Annotated in this window: 16 protein-coding genes; 8 read left to right on the forward strand and 8 right to left on the reverse strand. The window is 66.2% G+C overall.

Annotated elements, in window-relative coordinates; all coding sequences use genetic code 11:
- Position 1 precedes the first annotated feature (1 nt).
- Positions 2–1,660, forward strand: coding sequence for a right-handed parallel beta-helix repeat-containing protein (locus VD997_03920; protein HYE61120.1), 1,659 nt, complete (start codon positions 2–4; stop codon positions 1,658–1,660).
- 340 nt (positions 1,661–2,000) lie between these two features.
- A complete protein-coding gene (locus VD997_03925) occupies positions 2,001–4,337 on the forward strand; it encodes a hypothetical protein (GenBank protein ID HYE61121.1) in 2,337 nt (778 codons plus the stop codon).
- A gap of 137 nt (positions 4,338–4,474) precedes the next feature.
- Here VD997_03925 and VD997_03930 read toward each other — a convergent pair whose 3' ends face one another.
- From VD997_03930 to VD997_03940, 3 genes are all read right to left on the reverse strand, one after another.
- Positions 4,475–4,792 (reverse strand): hypothetical protein, encoded by a 318-nt coding sequence (locus VD997_03930; GenBank protein ID HYE61122.1) that lies wholly within the window; start codon positions 4,790–4,792, stop codon positions 4,475–4,477.
- A 10-nt stretch (positions 4,793–4,802) separates the two neighbouring features.
- Positions 4,803–5,468 carry a hypothetical protein gene (locus VD997_03935; protein ID HYE61123.1) on the reverse strand — a complete coding sequence of 222 codons (666 nt, stop codon included), beginning with the start codon at positions 5,466–5,468 and terminating at the stop codon, positions 4,803–4,805.
- 112 nt (positions 5,469–5,580) lie between these two features.
- Positions 5,581–6,195, reverse strand: coding sequence for a hypothetical protein (locus VD997_03940; protein HYE61124.1), 615 nt, complete (start codon positions 6,193–6,195; stop codon positions 5,581–5,583).
- A gap of 176 nt (positions 6,196–6,371) precedes the next feature.
- On the opposite strand from VD997_03940, the gene VD997_03945 reads away from it, so the two are divergent.
- From VD997_03945 to VD997_03955, 3 genes are all read left to right on the forward strand, one after another.
- Positions 6,372–7,316 carry a hypothetical protein gene (locus VD997_03945; GenBank protein ID HYE61125.1) on the forward strand — a complete coding sequence of 315 codons (945 nt, stop codon included), beginning with the start codon at positions 6,372–6,374 and terminating at the stop codon, positions 7,314–7,316.
- A 60-nt stretch (positions 7,317–7,376) separates the two neighbouring features.
- A complete protein-coding gene (locus VD997_03950; GenBank protein ID HYE61126.1) occupies positions 7,377–9,221 on the forward strand; it encodes a fumarate reductase/succinate dehydrogenase flavoprotein subunit in 1,845 nt (614 codons plus the stop codon).
- 145 nt (positions 9,222–9,366) lie between these two features.
- Positions 9,367–10,212, forward strand: coding sequence for a succinate dehydrogenase/fumarate reductase iron-sulfur subunit (locus VD997_03955; GenBank protein ID HYE61127.1), 846 nt, complete (start codon positions 9,367–9,369; stop codon positions 10,210–10,212).
- Here VD997_03955 and VD997_03960 read toward each other — a convergent pair.
- From VD997_03960 to VD997_03980, 5 genes are all read right to left on the reverse strand, one after another.
- Positions 10,199–13,543, reverse strand: a complete 3,345-nt coding sequence (locus VD997_03960) for a metallophosphoesterase (GenBank protein HYE61128.1) — start codon at positions 13,541–13,543, stop codon at positions 10,199–10,201. The genes VD997_03955 and VD997_03960 overlap by 14 nt on opposite strands.
- Positions 13,544–13,707: 164 nt before the next feature.
- Complete coding sequence (locus tag VD997_03965) at positions 13,708–14,028, reverse strand: hypothetical protein (protein HYE61129.1); 321 nt, start codon at positions 14,026–14,028, stop codon at positions 13,708–13,710.
- A gap of 70 nt (positions 14,029–14,098) precedes the next feature.
- Positions 14,099–14,617, reverse strand: coding sequence for a hypothetical protein (locus tag VD997_03970; protein ID HYE61130.1), 519 nt, complete (start codon positions 14,615–14,617; stop codon positions 14,099–14,101).
- A 69-nt stretch (positions 14,618–14,686) separates the two neighbouring features.
- Positions 14,687–15,025 carry a hypothetical protein gene (locus tag VD997_03975; GenBank protein ID HYE61131.1) on the reverse strand — a complete coding sequence of 113 codons (339 nt, stop codon included), beginning with the start codon at positions 15,023–15,025 and terminating at the stop codon, positions 14,687–14,689.
- Between the two features lie 772 nt (positions 15,026–15,797).
- Positions 15,798–17,588 carry an AIPR family protein gene (locus VD997_03980; GenBank protein ID HYE61132.1) on the reverse strand — a complete coding sequence of 597 codons (1,791 nt, stop codon included), beginning with the start codon at positions 17,586–17,588 and terminating at the stop codon, positions 15,798–15,800.
- Between the two features lie 328 nt (positions 17,589–17,916).
- Here VD997_03980 and VD997_03985 point away from each other — a divergent pair, with 328 nt between their 5' ends.
- The 3 genes from VD997_03985 to VD997_03995 all read left to right on the forward strand — a co-directional run bounded on the left by VD997_03985 (position 17,917) and on the right by VD997_03995 (position 21,869).
- Complete coding sequence (locus tag VD997_03985; protein HYE61133.1) at positions 17,917–18,534, forward strand: hypothetical protein; 618 nt, start codon at positions 17,917–17,919, stop codon at positions 18,532–18,534.
- 186 nt (positions 18,535–18,720) lie between these two features.
- On the forward strand, positions 18,721–20,661 hold the full coding sequence (locus VD997_03990) for an AP2/ERF family transcription factor (protein ID HYE61134.1): 1,941 nt from the start codon (positions 18,721–18,723) through the stop codon (positions 20,659–20,661).
- A gap of 122 nt (positions 20,662–20,783) precedes the next feature.
- Positions 20,784–21,869 (forward strand): hypothetical protein, encoded by a 1,086-nt coding sequence (locus VD997_03995; GenBank protein ID HYE61135.1) that lies wholly within the window; start codon positions 20,784–20,786, stop codon positions 21,867–21,869.
- Positions 21,870–21,891 lie beyond the last annotated feature (22 nt).

The following is a 21,891-nucleotide window of genomic DNA, read 5'->3' on the forward strand; positions in this document are numbered from 1 at the left end:
GATGCTGACATTCGCCCTCGTCGCCTGCCTGTCGCCCGCGCTCGCCTCGCAGACTGCTGTGGATGCACCCGCAGGCACACCGGTCCTTGAGGTGACGAGCGACAACACCGAGGTCACGCGCTCGTGCGTGGTGCGGATTGCGCCCGGGGCGATCATCGAGGACACGGACGGGAATGGCGTGCTGCACGTCAAGGCCGACGGCGTGACGGTGGAGTTCGAGAAGGGGGCGGTGCTGCGGGGCGCGAAGATCGACAACAACTGGAACGAGCTGAAGGGTGTGGGCATCCGCATCGACGGGCACAAGAACGTGTCGGTCAAGAACGCCGAGATCGCGGGGTTCAAGGTGGGGCTGCACGCGACGCGCGCGGATGGGCTCACGCTCGACCGGCTCAATGTTCACGACTGCTACCGCCAGAGGCTCAAGTCCACGCCGCAGAAGGAGCACAACGACGACTGGATGTTCCCGCACAACAACGACGGGCGGGAGTGGATGACGCAGCATGGCGGGGCGGTGGTTGTGGAGCGGAGCAGGGAGTGCACGCTCTCGAACATCACGGTGCGGGCGACGCAGAACGGGATCATCCTTGACCGCGTGACGGGGTCGAAGGTCTTCGACAACGACTGCTCGTTTCTGTCGGGGTGGGGGCTGGCGATGTGGCGGTCCAGCGAGAACACCGTTGCCCGCAACGCGTTTGACTTCTGCGTGCGCGGGCACAGCGAGGGGGTGTACAACCGCGGGCAGGACTCGGCGGGGATCCTGATGTTCGAGCAGTGCAGCAGCAACGTGATCGCGGAAAACTCGGTGACGCACGGCGGGGACGGGCTGTTCGGGTTCGCGGGCAGGGTGGCGCTGGGGGAGGCGGCGCACAACCCGGAGGACGGGGCGTTCGATCCGACGAGCGCGGGGTGCAACGACAACACGATCTTGGGGAACGACTTTTCGTACGCGCCGGCGCACGGGCTGGAGATGACGTTCTCCTCGGGCAACCTGATCCTGGGCAACCGCTTCGTCGAGAACGCCATCTGCGGGATCTGGGGCGGTTACTCGCGGAACATGATCATCGCCCGCAACACGTTCGAGGGCAACGGCGGCATGGCGTACGGGCTGGAGCGGGGGGCCATCAACATCGAGCACGGCTCGGACAACACCATCGCCGAGAACACGTTCACCAACAACCGCTGCGCGTTCCACCTGTGGTGGGACGACGACGGAGCACTCCTCGAGAAGCCGCTGGTTAAGGCCAACGACAAGGGCGTCAGCAACAACATCATCGCCAACAACACTATCACCATCAACGACGACCACCCCTTCACGCGCGACAAAGACAAGGACCGCCCGCTCGTCGTCCTGCACCTCAGGGACGTCCCGCCCAAGGGCCAGCCTGCCCCCGCAACCCCGCACCTAAAGGACAACATCTACGCCGGCAACACAGTCACGCTGACCGCCAAGAACGCCAAAGAGATCGACGCCGACGCCGGCAGCGAGCCCCTCACCCTCACCACGATGCCCGACCTCCACATCCCGCAGATCAAGCTCAAGCTCCCCGGTGTGAGAACCCCCGTGGGCGCCAGGCACCACCTTCGCGGGCGCGCCAACATCGTGATGACGGAATGGGGGCCGTGGGAACATGTTGGGAAGGATCCTCGCGTTTCTCCGTAGGTGTGAACGAAGGCAGGTACGCGGAGTTGCGCGGGAGGGGCGGAGTTTCGCGGAGGGAGGGCAGGGAAAGGGCAGAACACGGAGGGGGCGGAGGGGAACGGAAGCCACAGAGAGAGTGGATTGGGGGAGCCGTCACGCCGGTTGATTGCAGAATGCGGAGACCGAGTGCATGAGCGCGCCCTCATTGGCGGACGCAGATACCGATTTGTTTCGCGGCCATTTCTCGAAGGACGATGGTGCCGAAGGCTTGACACCCGCCTCAGCTTGGTAGGCTGGGCGTGCTGGGGCATTCGCACTCGCGCCGACCGGCGCATCTCTCATTTCGTATCAGGAGAGCTCGATGCTGACACGTACCACGTTGATCCTTGCAGCCCTCACCACCACCGCAGCCGCTCAGACCGCACGTCTCACGGATGACGGGCGCACGCTCGTTGACGTTGATGGTAATAAGGCCGCGTACGCGCCGGGGCTGCCGCGCGGAGAGGCGGAGCCGGAGTCCCCCACTTCTTCCGTTGTGGGCGCGTGGTCGACGTTCGGTCCGGCGGGGGCGACGGCGGTGACGGTGGCCGCGCACCCGACGACGCCGGGCGTGGTGATCACGGGCGTGAACCTGGGCGGGGGCGGGGCGATCTACCGCACGACGGGCACCTTCTGGTCCACGACGACGGGCACGGGCACGCGCGCGATCAACCGGCTGGACTTCGCTTCGACGGGGCGCGGCTGGGCGGCGACCGACAACGGGCTCTTCACCAGCACCGACGGCGGGCAGACGTGGACGCAGGTGACGCTGCCGGTGAGCGGGCAGGCGCTGGTCGAGGCGCTCGCGATTGATCCGACGAACCCGAACGTGATCTGGATCGGGCTGGGGCAGTTCCTGGGCGGCACGTCGCCGGTGGTGGTGCTGCGCAGCACGACCAACGGTGCGTCGTGGGACAACCTCTCGCCGCCGGTGACCAGCGGCTACGGCGCGACGACGATCGAGGTGGATCCGGCGAACCCGCAGCGGGTGTACGCCGCGTTTACGCCGAACTTCGGCGGGGCGAACGAGCTGTGGATCACGACCGACGGCGGGCAGAACTGGGTGGAGCGGTCGGCGGGCACGCCGCTCAATGCGCCGATCAACGATGTCGCGTTCAGCAACGGCAAGGCGTACGTCGTCGGCGGGCAGGACTTCGGCAATCAGCTGATGGGCCTGTACACCACGACGGATGACGGGCAGAACTGGTCGGACGAGAGCCAGCTGTGGCCGAGCCGCGCGGCGACGTCGGTGGCGGTTGATCCGGCGAACCCGCAGCACATCCTCGTGGGCACCACGCGCGGAGGGATTTCCCGCAGCACCAACGGCGGCGTCGACTGGACGTACAGCGCGGGCAGCACGGCGACGTATCAGGTGAACTCGGTTGAGTTCTCCCCCACTTCCGCATCCACCATCTATCTCGGCATGGGCTCAATTGCGGTTCTGCGCAGCACGAATAGCGGCGCGGCGTTCTCGCCCTTCTCGGTGGGCATCAGCGGGTTGGAGCTCGTGAGCTTCGCGGCGAACCCGATGAACCCGCTGGAGATCGCCGCGGCGTACGTGGGGGACAACGACGGCGGCATCTACACGACGACCGACGGCGGGGAAACGTGGACGCTGTCGTCGGCGCCGCTGCCGCGGTGGCAGCGGGTGTACTTCGGGCCTGACGGCACGCTGTACGCGTGCCACGACGGGCCGCTGGGGCGGGCCGATGACGGGCTGTGGAAGCGCAACGCGAACGGCACGTGGACGAACCTGACGCCGGCGTCGCCCAGCACGCTGAACTCGCTGGGGCGTGACATCGCGGCCTACCCCGCGGGAGGCGTGGTGCTGATGAGCGGCAGCCGCAACATCCCGTTCACTACGCCGTACGGGCAGATCTTCGCGTACGGCCTCGCGGGCGCGGGCTCGTGGACGATGGAGTACGAGAGCACGCACTTTGATCAGGTGAACTCGCTGGCGATCCGTAATGACGGCACGGCGGTGGCGGCGTTCATGTCCTTCTACAGCGATGAGGTCGGCGGCATCCTGCGCTCGACCGACAACGGCGACAACTGGAACCCGGCGCAGGTGGGCTTCCCCGCGACGTGGCACGCATGGGACGTAACGCTGGGATCTGGGCCCGACTTCTTCCTCGTCGGCACGCCCAACACCGGCGCGGCCGGGGCGATCTTCCGCTCGCCCGACGGCGAGAACTGGACGCAGCAGGGCAACACCAGCCACTCGCGCTCGATCGCGGCCGACGGCGGGGCCGACGGGACGCTGTTCGCGATGGACTCCTTCGGTAACTCGCGCCCGCAGCGGTCGACCGACGGCGGGATGTCGTTCAGCTTCTACGACACGGGCTACTTCCCCGGCCCGGCGCCGCGGGACCTGGCGTACGGCTTCACGGTGAACGGGGCGCGCCGGCTGTACATGGCGAGCAGCTCGGGCGGCTTTGCGGTGAACATCGCCGAGACCAGCGCCTGCGGCACGGCTGATTACAACGGCGACGGCGACACCGGGACGGACCAGGACATTGAGGCGTTCTTCGCCTGTATCGGTGGGCACTGCTGTGATACGTGCTGGCACCTGGGCAGCGACTTCAACGCCGACGGCGACGCGGGGACGGACCAGGACATCGAGGCGTTCTTCAGGGTGCTGGGGGGGAACCCCTGCTGATCCCATAAGAACCGCGACCGTCAGGGAGCGACACAGCCGCGCTTCGCGGCGAGCGCAGAGCTGCAGACCCTGGATAGAAACGACAACGCTCACCCCCGCGGGTGAGCGTTGTTGCTTTCAGCACCAGGACGAGTCGCTCACCGCGACATTCTCGCCTCGAACTCGGCCGACATGGCCGGGTCGGCGGCGATGTCGTACATGAGGTCGTCGTACTGCTCGAGCGTCATGCCGTGCTCGCGGAGGATCTCGTCGGCCCGCCCCGGGTTGGCGTCAACTGCCTTGGCGATCTCGGCGGCCTTCGCCACGCGGGAGGAGCCGCCGCGGGAGAGCGTTCCGCTGGGCTCGGCGCGCGTGCCGCTGTCGGCACGCCCTGACCCACTCGAGCCGCCCGACGAGCACGCGCCCAGCGTGAGCGCACACGTGAACACCACCGTTGTCTTCAGCACATTCTTCATCGCACCCTCCTCAGTTCTTACCCTTGCCCTTGGACCTGGGGGCCTTGTCCTTCACGTCTCGCTCCTTCGCAGCCTTCTCGGCACGCTCGCGGTCCTCGCGCTCGCGGTCGCGGGCGTCCTTCTCACGGTTGCGGGCGTCCCGTTCGCGGGCGTCCCTGTCCCGTTCACGCGCATCGCGGTCGCGGTCGTCACGGCCCTGGCCACGCTCGCGTGTCTCGGGGTCGCGCCGGGAGGCGTCGGCGTTGCCGCGGCCCTTGCCCTTGCCGCGGGCGGCGTGCTCGGCGCGGATGGCGGAGGCCAGCTCGCGCCCGCGCAGCCCCTGGTCGAGCTTGCCCTGCACGAAGGCGCCGAAGTTGTCGGTGGGCCCGTGCTCGTCGATGGCGCGGGAGTGCTCGTCGGCGACGTCGGACATCTCGCCGGCAGGGACCCGCTTGTCCTTAGCGGCCTTCAGAGCCTTGCGCATCTCGCCCGCGGGGACGCCCTTCCTGCGGACCTCCTCGGCCTTGCGGGGCAGCCGGGAAGCCTGCCGGACCCGCTCCGCCGTGCTGCCGCGTGCCTGCTGTGTTTCTCGCGTCTGCGGCTGCGTGTCGCGCGTGGGGCGCGACTGCGCCATCGCCGGAACACCTGCCGCACCGACCAGCCCCGCCATCACCATCGCCAGAATGCCTGTGCGCATGCAACACTCCTTTCACGGGGAAGGTACCCGAGTGAAGTGAGGCGCGGCTCAGGGCGTGTGTGGGTTGCGTGCGGTCCGAGCGCGGACGGGAGCCGGGAGCCGGGGCTGCGGGCTAGAGCAACCGCAGGCCGCTGAGGTCCGCGACGATGGGCTCATCGGGCGCGGGCAGCACGTCGGTGGGCGCGGGGGTAGGTGCGGGAGCGGGCGTCGGCAGCGGGCCGGTGTTGGGGGTGATCTCGCCATCGACCGCGGGGACCTCGGTGTCGGTGGGCGGGACGACCTCCCCGTCCGTGGGCGCGGTCGGGGTCTCCGTCTCGCGGGCGCGGAAGCCGGCGAGGGCGTCCTTGATCTGGCTGAGGACGCGCGCGGGCGGGGTGCTGGGGTCGGCCGTGTAGGCGGCGGCGAGACCCTCGACCTGGGTCTTGAACGCGTCCACGCTCGCGGCGTCGCCGCCCGCGGCCACGACCCGCGCGGTCTCGCGCTCGATCATTTTGGCCACGTTCTTCTCGATGTTCTGCGCGACGCGGGCATGGCCAGTGGCCTTGCCCTGCTTGTTGGTGCGGCCGGCCGCGGCGTTGGTGGCTTCTTCGGAGACCTCGACGGTGTCCACCGGTGCGGGGGCGGGCTGGATGGGCGTCTGGTTCGTGCTCGCGGGAGCGGGCGCGGGCGTCAGCGGCTGCTGCATGGGCTGCGTCAGGACCGGCTGCGTGGACGTCGTGATCTGCATCTGTGGCTCCTTGGGTCGGGGCGCGACGGGGCCGCGGCCTACAGCCTTATCGGCCCCCTTGCACGCAACCTCCAGACCAACTCCCGGTTTGCCTCGCCGACCCCCAACAAACCCCGCAACGCCCGCCTAAGCACGTTCTTAGTCGGTATGATGCCGCCCCTCCCGGAGCCGCCTTGATGACCGCGACCCCCACTTCCCCCACCTCCCCGGGCCTGCCGAACCCCCTGCACCCGGGCCTGAAAGACACCGGCAAGAGCCTCCCCATGCCCCAGTCGCTGCCGCAGCTGCGGCCGGCGGGCAAGACGCTCCGCAAGGACAACTGGTGGGTGGCCCCGCTGCTCACCTTCCTGGGGCTGTCGGCGTTCATCGTGTACTCGACGTGGGCCGCGCTGCAGGGGGAGCACTATTGGGCCAAGGGCACGAACTACCTGAGCCCGATGTACTCGCCGGTGCTGTTTGACTCGTGGAAGCCCGACCCGCACACGGGCGGGGCGCAGGTCTCGGGGCACGCGTGGTTCGGGGCGTGGCCGAGCTGGCTGCCCACGATGCTGGCCGTGCTGCCGCTGACGCCCGCGTTCCTGATCCTGTGGGCGCCCGGCGGGTTCCGATTCACCTGCTACTACTACCGCGGGGCGTACTACAAGGCCTTCTGGGGCGACCCCGTGAGCTGCGCGGTGGGCGAGCCCAAGTTCCGTGGGCGGAACTACCGCGGCGAGCAGAAGTTCCCCCTCATCTTCCAGAACATCCACCGCTACTTCTTCTACATCGCGGTGATCTTCATCGGGCTGCTCACCTACGACGCGATCATCTCCTACAGCTTCCCGCGTGCCGACGGCACCAAGGCCTTCGGCATCGGCGTGGGCTCCATCGTCCTCACCCTCAACCCCATCTTCCTGGGCTGCTACACGTTCGGCTGCCACGTCGCCCGCCACCTCGTGGGCGGCAAGAAGGACGCGCTCAGTGAGCTGGGCGGGGCCAAGGCCGGGTACGACTGCGTCAGCTGCCTCAACCGCCGCCACATGATGTGGGCGTGGATCAGCCTCTTCTGGGTGGGCTTCACCGACTTCTACGTGCGGATGGTGAGCATGGGGAAGATCACCGACCTCCACTGGATCTCCTGAGCAAACTGCGATAGGTCGTAGAGGTCCTCGAGGACCTCTAGGACCCATAGGACCTACGCCTTGAACCAGTACGAAACCTACGAGCACGACGTTGTCGTCATCGGCGCCGGGGGCGCCGGCCTGCGGGCCGCGATCGAGGCCTCCGCCATGGGCTGCTCCGTCGCCCTCATCTGTAAGAGCCTTTTGGGCAAGGCCCACACCGTCATGGCAGAGGGCGGCATGGCCGCCGCCATGGCCAACGTCGATGACCGCGACTCCTGGAAGGTCCACTTCGCCGACACCATGCGCGGCGGGCAGTACCTCAACAACTGGCGCATGGCCCAGCTCCACGCCCAGCAGGCCCCCGACCGCGTCAAAGAACTGGAAGCCTGGGGCGCCGTCTTCGACCGCACCAAGGACGGCCGCATCCTGCAGCGCAACTTCGGCGGCCACCGCTACCCGCGCCTCGCCCACGTCGGCGACCGCACCGGCCTCGAAATGATCCGCACCCTCCAGGACCACGGCGTCCACAAGGGCATCCAGGTCTTCATGGAGATGACCGTCACCGACCTGCTGATGTCCGGAGGTGGCACCGGTCTCCCGACCGGTGGTCAGAAGTGCATCGGCTGCGTCGGCTACGACCGCGAGCGCGGCCGCTTCCGCGTCTGGAAGGCCAAGGCCGTCGTCCTCGCCACCGGCGGCATCGGCCGCGCTTTCAAGATCACCTCCAACAGCTGGGAGTACACCGGCGACGGCCAGGCCCTCGCCTACCGCGTTGGCGCCGAGCTCATGGACATGGAGTTCGTCCAGTTCCACCCCACCGGGATGGTCTGGCCGCCCTCCGTCCGCGGCATCCTCGTCACCGAGGGCGTCCGCGGCGAGGGCGGCGTGCTGCGCAACAGCAACGGCAAGCGCTTCATGTTCGACGACATCCCCGACAACTACCGCTCCTCCACCGCCGACAACGAGGAAGAGGGCTGGCGCTACGTCACCGGCGACAAGTCCGCCCGCCGCCCGCCAGAGCTCCTCACCCGCGACCACGTCGCCCGCTGCATCAACCGCGAAGTCAAGGCCGGCCGCGGCTCGCCCCACGGCGGCGTCTTCCTCGACGTCTCCTGGCTCAAGGAAAAGGTCCCCAACTCTGCCGACCACATCAAGAAGAAGCTCCCCTCCATGTACCACCAGTTCATCACGCTGGCGGGCCTGGACATCACCAAGGAGCCCATGGAGGTCGGCCCCACCACCCACTACGTGATGGGCGGCGTCAAGGTCGACGGCGACACGCAGATGTCCACCGTCCCCGGCCTCTTCGCCGCCGGTGAAGTCGCGGCGGGCCTGCACGGCGCCAACCGCCTCGGCGGCAACTCACTCAGCGACCTCGTCGTCTTCGGCAAGCTCGCGGGCGAGCACGCGGCCAAGTGGGCGAAGTCGCAGGGCGGCGGCGTCGACGCCGACAAGGCCCAGATCGACCACCACGTCAACAACGCCCTCGCCCCCTTCAGCCGCGAGAAGGGCGGCGAGAACCCCTATGCCATCCAGCACGAGCTGCAGGACATGATGCAGGCCCTCGTCGGCATCGTCCGCATCGAGGACGAGATGCTGCGGGCCCTGGAGAACCTCCAGAAGCTCAAGGCCCGCGCCCGCAACGCCGCCGCCTACGGCCACCGCGAGTACAACCCCGGCTGGCACACCTGCATCGACCTGCAAAACCTCCTCACCGTCGCCGAAGCCGTCACCCGCGCGGCCATCGAACGCAAGGAATCCCGCGGCGCCCAGTTCCGCGACGACTACCCCGAGAAGTCCAACGAGTTCTCCAAGTTCAACCACGTGCAGAAGCTGGGGCCCAACGGCGAAATGCAGCTCACCCGCCAGCCCGTGAAGCCTTTGCCCGCCGAGCTGCAGCAGATCATCGAGGAAAACAAGTAAATCGAAGCAGGAGTGGCAAAGTGGCAGAGTGGCAGAGTGGCAAAGTGATGAAGACAGGAGCGCCCCCACGCGGCCCGCGCCCTTGCCTTTCCCACTTTGCCACTTTGCCACTTCGCCACTTTGCCACTTTCTAGGACCCGCTCCTATGGCAACGCCCGCCGTCCCCAAGTCCTACACCACCCCCGACGCCTCCGACGGCAAGCCCGACCAGCCGCTGAAGGAGAAGCCCGTCGCCATGAACACCGGCCCCGGCCGCCCCGTCACCTTCAAGGTCTGGCGCGGCGACTCCACCAACGCCGGCTTCCAGGACTACACCACCACCATCACCGTCGGCATGGTCGTCCTCGACGCCATCCACCAGATCCAGGCCGAGTCGGCCCCCGACCTCGCCTGCCGCTGGAACTGCAAGGCCGGCAAGTGCGGCTCCTGCTCGGCCGAGATCAACGGCAAGCCCCGCCTGATGTGCATGACCCGGATGGACGAGCTGCCGGAAGGCCCCGTCACCGTCGAACCGATGAAGGCCTTCCCCCTCATCAAGGACCTCGTCACCGACGTCTCCTGGAACTACGAGGTCAAGAAGCGCCTCAAGCCGTTCAAGCCCCGCAAGCCCGACGCCCCCGACGGCACCTGGCGCATGCAGCAGCAGGACGTCGACCGCGTGCAGGAGTTCAGGAAGTGCATCGAGTGCTTCCTCTGCCAGGACGTCTGCCACGTCCTCCGCGACCACCACAAGCACGACGAGTTCATCGGCCCCCGCTTCTTCGTCTACTCCGCCGCCCTCGAGATGCACCCCCTCGACACCGAGGACCGCGTCGCCGACCTCAAGGAACGCAACGGCATCGGCTACTGCAACATCACCAAGTGCTGCACCAAGGTCTGCCCCGAGCACATCACCATCACCGACAACGCCATCATCCCCCTGAAAGAACGCGTGGTGGACGAGTTCTACGACCCGCTGACGAGGCTGTTCCGGGTGTTCAAGGGGAAGTGAGACTGTCGCCGGCTTCGGGCCCGGGCAGAACTCTTACACGAAGTCGATGCCAGAAGTACCGCAGTTCGATGATCCATCCAGCGGCGGCGGCGTTCGCCTCGGCTACCTGCTGAGCCCGTAACTTGCTCAGGTACTCCGCCTCTTTCGCGTCCTCACCTCGGATGCGCCAAAGAAATGATGAGTGGCGGAACAATCGCATGAGCGAACCGGTGTCACCATCCGCTTCGAAGACGGACCAGAGCGCATCATGGCACCGATCGAACAGACTCGAAAACCGCTGCGAGTACAAGTATGAGTAGGCGGTGGTCAAGATTTGGACCTCGCCCGGCCTCACCGACTTGCCTGGGTTTTCTAGGATCGCACCTGCCTTCAGGATGATTGCTCTTGTCCTGTTGTACCCTGGGGTTCTCGAGTCTATCACCCGGTCCGCCAGCTTTGTTTTCTCCCGGTCGGACCCACTCAAATCTGCGAGTTGAAGCGCGAGAATATTCGCCAGCTTGGTCTTTCCTGAGGCACGCGCCGAGTCCTCCAGCTCTGCGAGTCGTTTCCGCGCATCTGCAACGGACAGCGTTGCCACAGCGATGATGGCTTGGGCATGGACGTACTTTGCATCCTTCTTCGATGTTAGCTCCACAACCTTGTTGGCGGCGTCGACAGCAGCTTCAGCGTCTCCCTGGAAATCATGCACCAGCGCGATGCCGAGCCAAATGGATGCCTGTTCGTCCTTGGAAAGGAAGGTGCTCCCGGCCTCCAGTGCCTCGTTTAGATAAGTAAGGGCCTCGTCCTTTCGGCCGTCGAGCATGCGGACTGCGCGGCCATGTATTGCCACTAGCCTGGCCCATAACGCTGCGTGCTCCCGCTTAGGGACCATGTCAAGGAGGGGTTCGGTGACCAGACTGGCGTCACGGTACCTGTCGAGGTCATACAAATGGTGGGCGAAAGTCAAACTCATCGCCGCCGCCTGCCCCACTCCTCTCTGATCACCCTTGTTCCTGCACTGCAGCAGGTACTGGTGGACCAGTGCCGCCTCGTTGCCGGCCCCGCCACCGATGAAGTCGCGATAGGCGAGGTCCTGCGCACGAACCTTCGCTCTGCCCTCCCGCCAGCCGCGCCCGAAGTACCGCTCGAGTCCATATCCGACGATCTGCTCCCGCTCCGCTTCATTCAACAGTGTCTGAACGTAGTCGCGGACTTGCCTTGGCACCCGTAGCACCTTCGCGAGGTCCCTTTCACTTTTCTTGCCCGTGACACCCGGCTGAAGTGGAACCACATCTAACAATGAGAGCTCGTTCAATTCAACCGCATTCTCAAGGAAGAAGGGCTCTGCCGGCAGAAAGTGCCGAAGGACCTCAAGGGTCTCTCCATAGGGCAACATCGACAGTACCTTTAGGAGCTTCAAGCTCCGCTTGCTCTTAGTAGTCTCCGAGCTTGCCAACCGGTTTACCGCGCTCATCAGCGCAGCTGCATCCGAACCGTCTAGGGACTCGGCTGGCAGAGAGCCCTCCAACTCAGCCTCGATCACTGTGCTCAAGGAAGCTACTTTCATCGCCTTGAGCAGACGATCGATATGCATCGGTAGCCCGTCGGAGTGCCGGTGGATCGCTTCGATCGTCTCCGCATCGACTCCCGAGACTGGGGCGTCCCGATGCGCAGTGATGTAGGTACGCGTGTCAGGCAACTCCAGTGGTTGCAGCGCGACAGAGTCGTATTCGCTGATCCCTGGTCGCTGCCGGGTTGTGATCACAATCTTGAGCGCGGGGCAATAGTCCAGTATTGCGCCGATCAACCGCTCGAACCTAGGCCGCTCTTCATTCTGTAACAACTCGGGGTGTAGGTCATCCAGCAATAGGAATGCATTCGGTAGCTGAGCGATGATGTTGCAGAACTTCTGAATCGGATGCCCGAACTGTTGGGGGAATAACGATTCGAATGCTGTGACCCTCGACGCCTCGTCACACCTGAGGTGGAATGCCTCAAGAGCAACGGTGGCTTTCCTAAACCGCTCAAGCGCGGTCGCTATGAATTCATTGCGCCCCGTTCCCCAGTCTGCTACAAGCCAAACGCATCGATCGGAGCGGAGCGCGTGTTCGAAAGCGCTGAGTTCGTCCAAGCGTACGCCGCGGTGCTGGGGTCCTGGCTGTTCAATGAAACGGGGGCAGGACACTACCATACGTAGCGCATCAGCTTCCCCCGGCGGCGCGGTGAGGAGCTGGAACTCCTCCCCTACTGGCTCTGGAGTCGGTTCCGGCTTCCCAGTTGGATCCTCCGCGGTGCCCGGCGACTCGAAGACTCGGCTCAAGGAGCCGTCCTCCTCTGGTCTAAGTGAGGCATCTGCGGTGAGGTGGTAGCCACCACCCCTTACTCGCACCGCGATGCGAGGCCAAAGCTTCTCTGTCAGTGCTGTGCCGTCGAAGCTGTACTGTCCCGCGGTGTAGCCGTGAGTACGTTTCTGCACCTGCGCATCGCCCCAGCCTTCAAGCCCAAACAACGAGCTGGCCTGTCTTAGCCGCCGTGCACCCGTGCCCCCCTCGAATGCGTCGATGACATTGGCCTCGTGCAAGTGCCCGCAAAAGTGCCCTACGAAGCGGCCCGGCGGGTAGATTTCGTCCTGAAACCGTCGAAGCCCTCTGGGGTCGAACCAATCGGGCGCATGGTGAGTCAGAAGCACAGCCGCCGTTCTAGCACGGACCCATCCCTCCGCATCGCCATCACAGACTCGGGCAATTTGCGACATGTGTACGTCGAGTTTCCCTAGAAAGTTCCCCGCCGCGACCTGCAGGAAAGTCGTGTTCAATCCAACGATTCCGAGCGATACCGAGCCCTTGTTGAATGTCGCACTGAAATCCCCAGGGATGCAGCCTTCCGTATCCCTCAGCAACGGAACGGGGACGGAGTCGAGCCACCGCATGTAGTTCTCAAGCGCGGTGGCAACCAACGCGCGAGTGTCAGCGTTCGGATCACGCCAGAAGTGATCGCGAACTGATTGATCCTCCCACCAGAGCGACGTCATGGCCTTCAGGACGGACGAGCCTGGATCGGGACGCACAATGTCGTGGTTTCCAGGCACGGCGCAAAGAAAAGGGGTTGACCCGCCTTTGCCCAACACATCCCATAGTTCCTGTAGCAGGTGGTTCAACTGTGCGTACTCGGCCTCATTCCCTCGCTGCACGAAGTCGCCGGTGAAAAATACGAGATCGATGGCGCCATTCCTGGCGAGCATCCTCTCTAGGTCGACGAAAAGGTCGTGTTTCACTTTGGGCCACAGCCACGCGTCACCGTCCAGCCCGAGATGGAGGTCCGACAAGTGAAGCCAGTTGATCACATCAGGCATGCTGGGTCCCCTCGCTCCGAACCATACTACCAGTTCACCGGTGGTCGGAAGTGGTGCGGGTGGCAGCGCCCTCGGCCCGTTCGTCCAGGAGCTCTGTCCGGCTTCGGCCTTAGGCAGACAGCGTGCGAGCGCTCATCAGCTGGCCCTGTTCGGCCCCGAGCCACTCAACCCTTCCGAAACCCCTTCACCACGATCGGGCGCGTGGGGCGGCCGCACTCGGGGCAGCGGGGCATGGCGTCGTCGAGGGGGTACTTGCACTGGGGGCAGGCGTTTGGCGGGGGCGGGCCGAAGTGGCGGCGGTTGTACCGGGCCGCGGCCCACCACACCCCGCCCCACACCACCGCGTGGAACGCGATGGGCACCAGGTGGTGATCCAGGTTGCGGAACCCGCGCTCGAGCCCGAACCGCACCGTGCTGACCACCACGAGCGCCGCGTAGGCGATCAGCACATTGCGGGCGGTGAGCCAGCGGCGGCGGGGTTGCACGGGGGGAGTGTAACGGGATGGGTGGCGCTGTTACGCCTGAGCCTTCGAAACCGGCGGCGGCCCCAATCGTTCATGCACCCCAACCCTTCGCGGTATAGCCGGGGCGTCCGGAGACAAGTTTGCGCAGGTCGTCGGGCACCTCCGCACTGGTGATTGGGTAGGAGCATCGCAGCTCCCACGACTGCGGCGGCGTGGGGTTGCGGTTTTCGGGGTGGTAGTGCGGGCGGATGTCCCTCCCCATGGGCAGGTCGTAGTTGATGACGAGCGCCCCCATCCAGCCCATACCGACGCGGAGCTTGGCGCTATTCCAGTGCATGCGTCGGAGGAGCGCTTCGAACTTGTCCAGCCACAGCCCGAGTGAGTCGTAAAAGTGGTTGAAGTAGCCTGCCACCAGCAGCACCCGCGCTCGCTTCTCGGAGCCGGTCGACCAGTCGTCGCCTGTGCGCGTGAACATGGCTGGAACAAGCGCCGGCCCGGTCGTGTCCCGCGCCGGCAGCGTGGCGATGACCGCGTCGTTGAACGCGAGTACATCGAGGCCGGGAATGCGCGGCTCGAAGATGGAGCCGGTCGTGAGGTCAGCGTTGCTCATAGGTGCCGGTCATTCTAACGGCGTGGGGCGGCCGAATCGGCGGGGTGGGCCGGTGGCACCAGGCACGTTCTAAACGGTGGTGCCACCCGCCGCATCCCGCACGGGGCCTTCGCCGATGGCCTCGCGGAACCACTTTCGGATCACCCGGTCGTTGACCGTCCCTTTAGCGCCTTTGAGATAGAGCCAGACAAGAGAGAAGATGATGCCGAGGCTCTCATCACTGAAGCGGCCGAAGACCTCCGGGTACTCTCTCTTGAAGTCGGCGGGGAGATCGACAAAGGTGAGCTGCCCCCGGCCAGGGTCGGCTCTGTAGCTCTCATACACGCGGTAGACATGATCGAAGATTGTTTCGTTCGGCAGGGCGAACCGCTCTTTATCGGTGGTCGCGTGGATCTTCGGGTCGTACATGCCGCGAGCATACCAATGGGGGTGAGCAGAACTGAACCTTCCCTGCCGTCAAATGACAGGTGGCATCACCCTCGTGCCATCACCCTTCCGCTCTGGGAAGGGTGATGGTTGGGCGCGGGTGGAGCGGGCCATCACTGCGTGATGCGGCGCTCCTCCACCACCCTTTGCAGAGCCAAAGGGTGGTGGCACGTCCGGAGGTTGATCGCACGCGGCGGACCGTTCGTCGCCAACCCTCTACCTTCCGTCCCAAAAGGTCTACAGACCGCCCCGGAAGGTCTTCAGTTTGCCCCGGCGGGTCTTCAGTCTGGTCCGGAAGGTCTACAGACCGCTCCGGAAGGCCGCCAGTCTGCCCCAAAGGGTCTACAGACCGGGGCGGAAGGTCTGCTGTTTGGCCCGGATAGTCTGCTGTTTGCTCCAAACCGGGCCAGGAGCAGAGCAAACGGCAGGGCCCCATAAGCCTCGCAACACCCGCGGCCGGACGGGCGGGGGCGTTGGGGCGGCAGGGCGGGTGTTTTTATTGGGCAGCGCGTTCTCGGTCCTTGCTTGAGGACGGCTTGACGCTCGCGGCGCGGCCGCTTCTACTGGTCAACTGGACTGGAGGGGAAGCATGCAGAACTTGCGCGTTGCGGCGGCGGTGGGTGTCGCCGCTGCCGCTTTCGCCGTGCCAACTGCGGCTTCCCCCGCGGACCCGGCTGCGGCCCCGGGCACGCGGCATGTTTGAGAGCTCTGCGCAAGAGCGGTACTGCCCGACCGAGCGACCACGCGAACCAAGCTAAAGCGGCTTCTTCACCCAATCGAACTTCTTGTTCGCGTCGGCCATGCACTTGGTGAAGACCTCTTTCGTGCGGAGGAACTCGTACTTCTCATCCGCGAGTTTGGGCGCGTACATCTTGTCGTCGAGAATCGTCTTCAGGAGCGGTAGCACCTCTCGCCGGGCGAGAACCACCAATAGCTCCTTGAACGCGACCTCCTTGGTCATCCTGGTGCCGAAGAGGTCGAGGTATTCCAGCAGCTTGTTGCTGTTGTAGATCGCTTGGACCAGCAGGGACCACACCAGGTTGCGCGCCTTTGCGATAGCAGGCCGGTGCTTGCCCGCAGCGCGTTCATCGAGCTCATCCATCGCGGCCCGCAGCATCAGCCCGGTCTTGTAGGCGATGACGATGCGGCGCGGGTCCGAGTCAACGTAGCTCTCGCGGAATGTCTCCGTGTACCACTTCTGGTTTTCGAAGACCTCCGGCAGCTGCGACATCTTGGGGATTTCGCCCTGGATAGCAAGCAGCGTCTGTGCCATCGGGCGGATGCGAAGGTCGCGCGTCGTATCGTACCCGGCCTTTTCGAGCTCCTCGTCGGAGTACCCGGCGAAAGAATTTTCCTGGCGCGAGTAGAAGAGTTCCAGCTTCTCTTTGAACAGATCGTGGAGGTCGGACTGCACCCGGTCATTGGCGCGGAGGTTCCAGGAGTTGACCGGGTTCTGCCGGTTGTTGCTGATGGTGACGGTGGTCACGAAGTCGCTCGCCGGATCGGCCACGACGACTTTCGCCAGCACTTTGACCCGTGACAGCGGCGAGTCGGGGCCTGACATCGAGGGGTGCTTCTCATGCTCCTTCATGAACCGTGCGACGCTGGTAATAGTCTGCGCCCCGTTGAGCAGCCGCGGTACCTTGACCTCGCAGACACCCTCCTTTTGCACGAACTGCTCCACCGCAAGGGTGACTCCGTTGTGGTTGAACGCGAATACTTCCGGCTCAACTTTCCGTTCCAGCACGATCTCGGAAAGCGCCTGGCGGATCTTCTTGTTGGGCGGATTGTCCTCCGAAAGGCCCGATCGGATGTTCCGGTCCAGGAAGCGCTGGTTCAACGCCAGGTAGATCGCGTGCAGGTCCATGAGGGGCACGAACCCAACATGCATCGTGTGCTCCCCGTCGGGAGTCGTGATGCTTGCGGCTTCCGACAACCTGATCCGGAAGGATTGGGGCGGCGGCGGTAGCGGCGGGCGGCGAGTGTCGGCGATGAACTCCACCCGGAACTCGATGTCTCGCTTGACCCCGTCGTCCCCCTTGAAGAAGTCTTCGACGATGTAGTGCTTGTTCTCGACGTCCTCGCGTCTCGCCTGCAACCCCTGGCTGTTCTCGGCAGCGTCCAGATCGCCCTTGAACACCATGTGAACCAGTACACGCTTGATCAGGTCGCGTGAGTCGGCCAGCTCGGCCCGCAGACCGGCCAGCAGCTCGTTCTTGTGCGGGTCCGCCTTCGCGTTCCCGAAGATTCGCTCGATGCCGTCCTTGGCAAGCCGCTCGAGAGACTCACGGAAGAGGGCATGGTTCTCTGACCACTTGAACTGGAACAGGTACAGGTTCTTGGAGGCCCGCTCGATGAAGTAGGCGTCAATCCCGTAGTCGTTGTTACCGAATGCGACGAAGGGACGGATGTCCTCGATTGGACGCTCGAACTTCCGCGAGAGGTAGAGGCACGCGAAGTAATCCTCTTTACAGCCCCCCCACTTCGACTTGAAGTCGCTATAGAGCTGTTCGATTTCCTGCTTGTCCTTCGATGTGATTGGCATTTGCTGCGATTCTCCTGCTCGAACCCGCGAGTATACCGCCAGGCGGAGGTCCCCCTGCGTATGCGCAACTCCTTGCCCACACGCGATCTCCGAAAAATCCGTCACATTCGATAAACCCGCGCCCTCGCCTTCCCGATCCCTTTTTCAGCACACGCGGCAACCACGTAGGCCCGCGAGTGTGGTCAGAGAGGTTTGGATAGGCCAGGCGGGCTGCCACACCTGAACCAGCCCATGCGGCCGCACTCGCGGAGTCAGTCACATGTCGAACATCCCTGAGACGTAGTCCGAGTTCATCGCGTGGGCGAAGGTGCGCCAGGCCCAGTGGATTTTGAACCAGGCGCAAATCGGATTGTCGGGGCCCCAGACCGTCGCATTCAAGACGCTGGTCGAGGCCCTGGAGGCGGCCGAGGACGACGCGCAGGTGAAGCGCGAAGCGAGCAAGGACGCCACCCGGACGCTCAACAACTCCGAGTCGGCGGCCCGCATCGTGGCCGGGGCCTACGTCAACCTCATCAAGGCCTTCGCCGAGACCACCGGCAACCCGAGCGTGTACTCCCTCAGCGGCGTCAACGCCGACTCGCCCCCGGGCACCCTTCCCGCGCCCGTGCCGCCCTCCAAGTTCTTCGCGACGCTCAACGCCGACGGCTCGCTGACCCTTCGCTTCCGCGCCAGCCAGCCCAAGGGCGTGACCGGCGTGGTCTACCAGATCTTCCGCCGCTTCAGCAGCGATGCCCCCTTCACGCAGGTGGGCAGCACCGGCGCCACAAAGCGCTGGGTCGACCAGACCATCCCCTTCGGCACCGACCGCGTGGAGTACATGGTGACCCCGGTCCGCGGCGAGGTGGTGGGCGAGTCCAGCGACGCCTTCCCCGTGCAGTTCGGCAGCGTGGGCGGCGGCAACTTCAGCATCAGCTCCGGGAGCGGCGAGAACAAGCTGGCGGCGTGAGACGTCTGAAGTCCGGGTCCTGATCCTGGGTCCTGGGTCCTGAATGTGTGCCTCCTTTCCGGCGTGGGCCCTGTGAGATGACAGGGCCCACGCTGTTTTTGCGCTCGGCGCTGGGGACGGTAACGCGGAGGGGCGGTTGGGGGGGCCGGAATAAACCCACCCGCCGGGCACGCCGATAACCGGGGTATGGACCAGACCCCAGCCGCGAGCTCAGCCCCCGCCGCCCCCACCACCCACACCACCCCCACCACCCCCACCACCCCCGCCACGCCCAGTTCAAACCTCGTCGCGCCCGTGGGGAAGAAGCGGGCCTACCGCGCCCCCGGCGTGCTCCCCCCGCCCCCGGCGGGCCAGGAGTTCTGGACCAAAGAGCAGTGCGCGGGTTACTTCAACGTGGGCAAGGGCAAGTGGTCGGCGTGGGAGCGCGTGGGGAGGGTCACGATCCCGCGGTACCGGCTTGCCCAGCGGGCGGGCTCGCCGATCGTGTACCTGCGGCGGGACGTGGAGACGCTGGGGTTTGCGCGCGCGGTGCCCTTTGCGCCCGAGGGCGCGGCCGTCATGACACGGATCGAGTGCGCCGAGCACTTCGGGGTGACGGAGGACACCTTCTGCGGCTGGGAGAACTCGGGAAAGGTGCCCATCCCGCGGTACAAGGTGAAGGGCCCGCACCGGCCGCTGGTGGTGTACCTCACGAGCGACGTGGCCACGCTGCCTTTCGCCGCGCCGCTGCCGCTGCCGCCGGCGGGTGCGGCGGTGATGACGCGGGACGAGTGCGCCGCGCACTTCGGGGTGACGGAGAACACGTTCATGCACTGGGAGACGGGCGGCCTCGTGCCCATCGCCCGCTACCGCTACACGGGGCCGCGGGCCAAGGTGTGCTACCTGCGGGCGGATGTCGAGGCCCTCCGGCTGGAGACGCCCCCGCCGCTGGCCCCGGCGGGGTTGGAGGTGATGACCCGCGAGCAGTGCGCTGAACACTGGGGCCTGTGCATCGAGGCCTGGGGCGACCGGGAGCGGCAGGGCCTGGTGAACATCCCCCGCTACAGCATGATCGAGAACCGCACGCGCAAGCACTGCTACGCCGCGGCGGAGGTGCGTGCACTGCCCTTCGCCGCGCCGCTGCCGCTGCCGCCGGCGGGGGTGGAGGTGTGGACGCGGGACGAGTGCGCGGAGCACTTTGGGATCACCGAGGACGCGTGGGAGGAGCGCGAGAAGAAGGGCGAGGTGCCGTTGCAGCGGTACCGCTGGACCGGGGCTTCGCAGCACAAGTGCTGCTACATCGCCGCGGAGGTGGCGAAGCTGGACGGGCGGGTGCTGCCGCCGCCGCCGCCCGAAGGGCTGGCGGTGATGGACCGCGGCGAATGCGCGGCGTTCTTCGGGATCGCTCCGGACACCTGGGGCAGCTGGGAGCAGCAGGGCAGAGTGACGATCCCGCGCTACCGGCGGGCGATGCCCGACGGTAAGCGGCGCATGTGCTATGCAGTCGAGGACGCGACGCGGCTGCGTGAGCAGATCCGGACCGAGTACGCTCCGTTCCCTGATCCGGAGCGGCCGGGCTGCTACCGGGTCCCGATCTACACCCACAGCGGCAAGCGGTTCGCCGTCATTGATGCCGCGGACCTTCCCAAGGTGGATGGCAGGAGCTGGAACGTGTCGCAGCGCACCGACGAGGACGCCCCGCGCGGGGACGTGGTGCTGGCGACCGAGCCGCACATCCCGCTCAAGCGGATCATCTCGGGCGAGGAGCACTCCGGGCCGGAGGTACGCATCACGTTCGCCAATGGTGATTACCTCGACCACCGGCGCGAGAACCTGGTCGTGCGCAGCTACGCCGAGCAGTCGTACAACATGCGCAAGCCCCGCACAAGGCACGGACGGCCGTGCACGTCCAGGTTCAAAGGTGTGTCCTGGTCCGAGCACACAGGGAAGTGGACGGCCCACATCGGCAAGGATGGCAAGTCGTACTACCTCGGCCTCTTCTATGAGGAGGAGGACGCCGCCCGCGCCTACGACGAGGCGGCGCGGCGGATGTTCGGCGAGCACGCCCGGCTCAACTTCCCGGATGAGGGGGCGCTGCTGATGCACCGCGAACTGCGCGGGGGAGAGGGCGGTCGGCGGGCGGCATGAGCGAGGCGGGGGCGCGACGGCACGCGAGCATCGCACCCCGCCGGTGGTCCGCAATCTGCTTGCATGCCTCCCCCGCTGTGGTAGTCTCGTTCCCCAGAGACCCGAGAGGGGGGATACCACGCATGCCTGTCCGTACCGCCGTTGTGACCGCGGTGTCCGCCGCGCTGGGTATCGCTGTCGCCCCCGCGCAGGCGCAGTGGAACGTCACCGCCCTGACGCCGCCCGATGCCAGCACCAACGCCTTTGCCAACGGCACCGCCGGGGGCGTGCAGGTGGGGAACTACGGCAACAACCCGGCGCTGTGGACGGGGACGCAGGCCTCGCACGTCAACATGCTCCCCGCCGGGGCGCACTCGGGGCAGCTGCTCAGGACCGACGGCGGGCAGCACGTGGGGCTGGTGCGCTGGTCGGGGTTCTCTGACCGCCAGGCCACGCTGTGGGGCGGGACCGCCGCGTCCGCCACCAGCCTGCACCCCGCGGGCGCGTTCCTCTCCACCGCCCACGGCATCGGCGGAGGCCAGCAGGTGGGCGAAGCCACGTTCACCAGCGACCAGAACCTCACCCGCGCGGGACTCTGGAGCGGCACCGCGGGCTCGTGGGTCAGCCTGCACCCCTCGGGCGTGAACACCTCTACCGCACGCGGCACCGACGGCACGCAGCAGGTTGGGCAGGTCAATATCGGCGGCCAGGGCAACCGCGCCGCCTTCTGGAGCGGCACGGCCGCCAGCTTCGTCAATCTCCACCCCACCGGCTACCAGATCTCGATCGCGGTCGCGGTGCACAACGGCCAGCAGGTCGGGCTGGTGCAGGGCACCCCCGGAAACCATGCGGCCCTGTGGAGCGGCTCCGCGGCGTCGTTCCTCAGCCTCACGCCCGCCGGCGCCTTCGGCTCCAGCGCCCGGGGCGTGTTCAACGGCGTGCAGGTCGGCACCGCGAGCTTCCCCGATGCCCAGCGGGCGGGCCTCTGGCGCGGCACCGCCGCGAGCTGGGAAGACCTGCACCAGTACCTGCCCGCGGGGTATAGCAGCTCCGCCGCGAACAGCATCTGGTCCGACGGCACGACGACCTACATCGCCGGCAGCGCCTTCAACCCCGCCACCGCCCGCAACGAGGCGATGCTGTGGACGTACACCGTTCCCGCGGCGCCCACGACCGGCGTGCTGGGCCTCGCGGGGCTGCTGGCGGCGGGGCGGCGGCGGACGCGGTAATCACCGGGCCCGCCCGCCGATC

This window comes from Phycisphaerales bacterium (genome assembly GCA_035627955.1).
Classification (GTDB): domain Bacteria; phylum Planctomycetota; class Phycisphaerae; order Phycisphaerales; family UBA1924; genus JAEYTB01.

Coding starts and splice junctions, on each gene's coding strand:
- VD997_03920 (HYE61120.1), top strand. CDS start 2: ATGCTGACATTCGCCCTCGTCGCCTGCCTGTCGCCCGCGCTCGCCTCG.
- VD997_03925 (HYE61121.1), top strand. CDS start 2,001: ATGCTGACACGTACCACGTTGATCCTTGCAGCCCTCACCACCACCGCA.
- VD997_03930 (HYE61122.1), bottom strand. CDS start 4,792: ATGAAGAATGTGCTGAAGACAACGGTGGTGTTCACGTGTGCGCTCACG.
- VD997_03935 (HYE61123.1), bottom strand. CDS start 5,468: ATGCGCACAGGCATTCTGGCGATGGTGATGGCGGGGCTGGTCGGTGCG.
- VD997_03940 (HYE61124.1), bottom strand. CDS start 6,195: ATGCAGATCACGACGTCCACGCAGCCGGTCCTGACGCAGCCCATGCAG.
- VD997_03945 (HYE61125.1), top strand. CDS start 6,372: ATGACCGCGACCCCCACTTCCCCCACCTCCCCGGGCCTGCCGAACCCC.
- VD997_03955 (HYE61127.1), top strand. CDS start 9,367: ATGGCAACGCCCGCCGTCCCCAAGTCCTACACCACCCCCGACGCCTCC.
- VD997_03960 (HYE61128.1), bottom strand. CDS start 13,543: ATGCCTGATGTGATCAACTGGCTTCACTTGTCGGACCTCCATCTCGGG.
- VD997_03970 (HYE61130.1), bottom strand. CDS start 14,617: ATGAGCAACGCTGACCTCACGACCGGCTCCATCTTCGAGCCGCGCATT.
- VD997_03975 (HYE61131.1), bottom strand. CDS start 15,025: ATGTACGACCCGAAGATCCACGCGACCACCGATAAAGAGCGGTTCGCC.
- VD997_03980 (HYE61132.1), bottom strand. CDS start 17,588: ATGCCAATCACATCGAAGGACAAGCAGGAAATCGAACAGCTCTATAGC.
- VD997_03990 (HYE61134.1), top strand. CDS start 18,721: ATGGACCAGACCCCAGCCGCGAGCTCAGCCCCCGCCGCCCCCACCACC.
- VD997_03995 (HYE61135.1), top strand. CDS start 20,784: ATGCCTGTCCGTACCGCCGTTGTGACCGCGGTGTCCGCCGCGCTGGGT.